The 4,158-nt window shown below is 73.4% G+C and carries 6 protein-coding genes; 3 read left to right on the top strand and 3 right to left on the bottom strand.

The annotated features are described in order from the left end of the window. Positions 1-465 (bottom strand): aspartate/ornithine carbamoyltransferase family protein (locus tag GH736_RS18400; RefSeq protein WP_407922368.1); only part of this gene is annotated, 465 nt, incomplete at its 3' end. Further along, positions 465-1,004 (bottom strand): bifunctional pyr operon transcriptional regulator/uracil phosphoribosyltransferase PyrR, encoded by a 540-nt coding sequence (pyrR, locus tag GH736_RS18395; protein WP_159605923.1) that lies wholly within the window; start codon positions 1,002-1,004, stop codon positions 465-467. The genes GH736_RS18400 and pyrR, both read right to left, overlap by 1 nt. A 146-nt stretch (positions 1,005-1,150) precedes the next feature. Between pyrR and GH736_RS18390 the strand changes: the two genes are divergently transcribed. Then, positions 1,151-1,555, top strand: coding sequence for a DUF6855 family protein (locus GH736_RS18390; protein ID WP_159605921.1), 405 nt, complete (start codon positions 1,151-1,153; stop codon positions 1,553-1,555). Between the two features lie 131 nt (positions 1,556-1,686). Next, positions 1,687-2,325: a hypothetical protein gene (locus GH736_RS18385; protein WP_159605919.1), complete on the top strand. Its 639-nt coding sequence runs from the start codon at positions 1,687-1,689 to the stop codon at positions 2,323-2,325. Between the two features lie 59 nt (positions 2,326-2,384). Here GH736_RS18385 and GH736_RS18380 read toward each other — a convergent pair whose 3' ends face one another. Continuing rightward, on the bottom strand, positions 2,385-2,921 hold the full coding sequence (locus tag GH736_RS18380; protein ID WP_159605917.1) for a DoxX family protein: 537 nt from the start codon (positions 2,919-2,921) through the stop codon (positions 2,385-2,387). Positions 2,922-3,120: 199 nt separating this feature from the next. Here GH736_RS18380 and GH736_RS18375 point away from each other — a divergent pair. Then, positions 3,121-4,158 (top strand): glycosyltransferase (locus tag GH736_RS18375; RefSeq protein ID WP_159605915.1); only part of this gene is annotated, 1,038 nt, incomplete at its 3' end.

The following is a 4,158-nucleotide window of genomic DNA, read 5'->3' as shown; positions in this document are numbered from 1 at the left end:
GCGCGAGGCCGCGCCGTGCAGGCGCCGCCGGATCGTGAACGCGTCGAGCAGCGCCTGCGTCGGATGCTCGTGCGTGCCGTCCCCGGCGTTCACGACGCCCGCGTCGATCCAGCCGCTCGTCGCGAGCGTGAGCGGAGCGCCGGACGCGTGGTGGCGGATGACGACGCCGTCGGCGCCCATGGCCTGCAGCGTCTGCGCCGTGTCCTTCAGGCTCTCGCCCTTCGAGACGCTCGAGCCCTTCGCGCTGAAGTTGATGACGTCGGCCGAGAGTCGCTTCGCCGCGGCCTCGAACGAGATGCGTGTGCGGGTGGAGTCCTCGAAGAAGAGGTTCACCACGGTCTTGCCGCGCAGCGTCGGGAGCTTCTTCATCTCCCGCTCCTGCACGGCCGCCATGTCCTCTGCGACGTCGAGCAGGGCGATCGCCTCGTCGCGTGAGAGGTCCCTGGTGGAGAGCAGGTGCCGCATCAGTCCTCGCCCCCGTCGATCGTGACGGCGTCGTCGCCGTCGATCTCGGCGAGGCGCACGTTGATGCGCTCGCGTGCGGAGCTCGGCAGGTTCTTGCCGACGAAGTCCGCGCGGATCGGGAACTCGCGGTGTCCGCGGTCGACGAGCACGGCCAGGCGCACCGCACGGGCGCGTCCGAGGTCGGCGAGCGCGTCGAACGCGGCCCGGATCGTGCGTCCCGAGTAGAGCACGTCGTCGACGAGCACCACCGTGGCGCCGTCGATCCCGCCGTCGGGCACCGAGGTCGGCTGCGGGGCGCGCACGGGATGCCGGCCCAGGTCGTCGCGGTACATCGTCACGTCGAGCGCGCCGGCGGGCACGTCGGCTGCCGCGATGCGGCCGATGATCGCGGCGAGGCGCTCGGCGAGCACGACGCCGCGGGTGGGGATCCCGAGGAGCACGAGCCGTTCGGCTCCGCGATTCGACTCGAGGATCTCGTGGGCGATACGAGTGATCGCCCGATCGATGTCAGCCTGCTGCAGCACGGTGCGCACAGCCATGCGGACTCCCTTCTCCGCCTCACGGGACGGGCTTCAAGGTTGCCTTCCGAACCAGCCTAGCAGCCGGGGCCGTCGCCGCCCCCGCCGCCCGGGAGTAGCATCTGCCGCGTGGGGGCGACCCCGCGTCGACGAGGACGGAGCGGCTCATGGCCGGCACGGGCACCCCGCAGGATCCCTGGCAGTTGACGACGCCACCCGGCACGTCGGCGTACACGATGTACCGCGCCGAGGACGCCGACCCGCCCTCCCTCGTCTGCGTGGTCGGCTCGACCACGCTGACGTACCACCTGTCCGCCATCGACGACCTCGCGGCCTGGCTCCGCGAGCAGGGCGACTGGGTGCCGCTCGGCGCCGCCGACGAGCAGAAGCCCGCGGCCGACGGCACGGTCGAGGCGTGGGGCCGTTCCGACTCGAATCCGGTCGGCGGCTGGTACGGCCTGCGCAAGGGCTACCGCGGCCGATTCGGCATGTACCTGCCGCCGCTGCTCGAAGCCCTCGGGCTCGCCGAGCTCACGCACGACGCGCGCAACAACCGCATGCGGGCCATCTGAGCCCGCGCGACGCGAGGGGCTCGCACGCCGCGCGCACGGACTCCGCGCGCCCGGACCGTTCGCCCCGCGCTCGATCCGTGTACCGCGAGTGAGGGATGCCGCGGATCGGCGCCGAGCGCTACGGTGCAATCATGCGGAGCCATCCACGGCGTCCGGTGGCCGTGGTCGCCGCGATCCTCGCGGCACTCTGGGCGTTCATCCTGCTGCCGCCCCAGCTCTCGGTCTGGTCCGGGGCCGGCGCTCCGGCATGGAGCAGCGCCCTCGACGCGCTTCCGGTGTACGACGGGCTGCGCCTGTCGCTCGCCGCCGCGGGTGTCGGAGACCTCTACGCCGCGTTCGGCGCCGCGGCATCCGTGTCGTTCGTGCTCATCTGGTGGGCGACCGGACCGACGTTCGCCCGGCTGGGCTGGAACGGCCGGGTGCTCGGGTGGCTGGTGCTGTGCTCGGCGCCGATCACCGTGCTGAGCTACCTGAACCATCCGACGGATGCCCCGTTGCACGCGCTGTGGGGCGCGGAGGGCTTCGCGCTCCTGGTCACGGGCATCTGGGCGGTGTTCGCCGGCGTCGCGCCACGGGCCGACGGCGTCCCCGCGTGGGAGCGGGCCCTGATCGGGTCGACGCTCGCGGTGATGGTCCTCGCCACGTTCGCGTTCGGCTACTGGCCGCACGGGACGCTGATCGGACTCGCCGCGGAGGCCGCGGTGCTCGCGGCGTGGGCGCCGCGGTTCGTCCCGGCGTCGGCCGACGCCTCAGCGTCCCTCGTGGCCTGACGCAGAAACGGAAGGGCGGAGCGCCTCGCGCCCCGCCCGACCCGCCGGATGCCGCCGCGTCATCGCGCGGACCGCACGGGTCCACGCAGCACCCGCGACGCCACGACGAGCGCGGCGGCGATGAGCACGACGTTCTTCAGCACGTACTGGCCGAGGAGGGTGGGGCCGCCGGCCGTGAACAGCTCGCCCGGGAAGAGCACCAGGGGCGAGAGGATGCCGACGAACGCGACCGCGAGCATGACGAGCCCGAACCGGGCGAACACGCCCGAGATCAGGGCGAGGCCCGCGACGGTCTCGATGACGGCCGTGAGGATGAGCGCGAGCTGGCCGCCGACGACGCCGAAGGTCAGCGCGCCCCAGGTCGCCTCGACGAGCGGCTCGAGGGGGCTGGCACCGGGGAAGAACTTCAGCACGCCGAAGGCGACGAAGACGGCGCCGAGTGCGACGCGAAGGCCGGGGATGCTCCACCGCTGCAGGAAGGCCTTGAGCGCGGCCTCGAGCTCGCCGAGGCGGTCGAGGAGCCCGATGCGCGAGACCGGGACGGGACGGGGGCCGATGGGCTGCAGGCCGGGCGCGGGGGCGGGGATCGAGGACATGGCGGACGTGCTCCTTCCAGAGCGGTTTCGGTGTGGGGAACGGGGCGCATCGGTGCGGCGCTGGGTTCCAGTGAATCGGCTGCGGCCATCGCGGAGATCCGGGCCTGCGCCGGAATCCGGCGAGGGCCCCCACCCATTCCGTCCCCCGTGCCAGCACTGGGGGTTGACGCGCCATCGGGGCGATGTGGTCGAATCGGGCATGGCCGAGGTGATGATCGCGGTGATGCCGTTCCACGGCCATGTCGCGCCGATGGCGGCCGTCGCGCGTGCCTTCGTCGAGGCGGGTCACGACGTGCGGGTCTACACCGGCTCCGCGCACGCCGAACGATTCGCGGCGGTCGGCGCGCGGGTGCTCACGTGGACCTCGGCGCCAGACTTCGACGAGTACGACCTGGCCGCGACGTTCCCCGTGCTGCGCGGGCGCAAGGGTCCGCGGCAGATGCTCGCGAACGTCGAGCACGTCTTCGTTCGCACGGCCGCCGCCCAGTCCGACGACCTGGTGCGGGCGTTCGACGAACGCCCGTGGGACGTCATCGTCGCCGACGGGCTGAGCCTCGGGGCGCACCTCGCGTCCGAGCGCACGCGCACCCCGTGGGTCACCGTGAGCATCGTGCCGCTCGCGATGCCCAGCCGCGACCGGCCACCGCCGATGTTCGGCCTCGCACCCCCGAGGGGCGCACTCGGGCGCCTCAGGGACCGAGCCCTGTGGGTGGTCGCGGATGTCGGGGCCCGCGGCATCCAGCGGGCCTACGCCGAGGAGCGCGAACGCATCGGACTGCCGACGACCGCCCGATCGTTCGGCGACGCCTGGTACTCGCCCGACCTGGTCTGCGCCTCCGGGGTCTCCGAGCTCGAGTTCGCGCGGTCGGACCTCGCGACGCACGTGGTGTTCGTCGGCGAGCTGACCCGCCCGGCGCGCGGCGACGCGACGCTGCCCGCCTGGTGGGACGACTTCGCGGCATCCGACGTGCCGGTCGTGCTCGTGACGCAGGGCACGCTGAACGTGGACCCGCACGACCTCATCGAGCCCGCGTTCGCGGCGCTCGGCAGGCAGGGCGTGCTCGTGGTCGCCACGACCGGGCGAGCGGATGACGCCGACCTGCCGTTCCCGGCCCCGCCGAACGCGCGGGTGGCCGGTCTCGTGCCGTACGGCGCCCTGCTCCCGGGGGTCGACGTGATGGTGACGAACGGTGGATGGGGCGGCGTGCTGGCCGCGCTCGGGGCCGGGATCCCGCTC

This window comes from Agromyces humi (assembly GCF_009720255.1).
GTDB classification, from domain to species: Bacteria; Actinomycetota; Actinomycetes; order Actinomycetales; family Microbacteriaceae; genus Agromyces; species Agromyces humi.
This window is presented reverse-complemented; position numbering and strand designations above follow the sequence as displayed.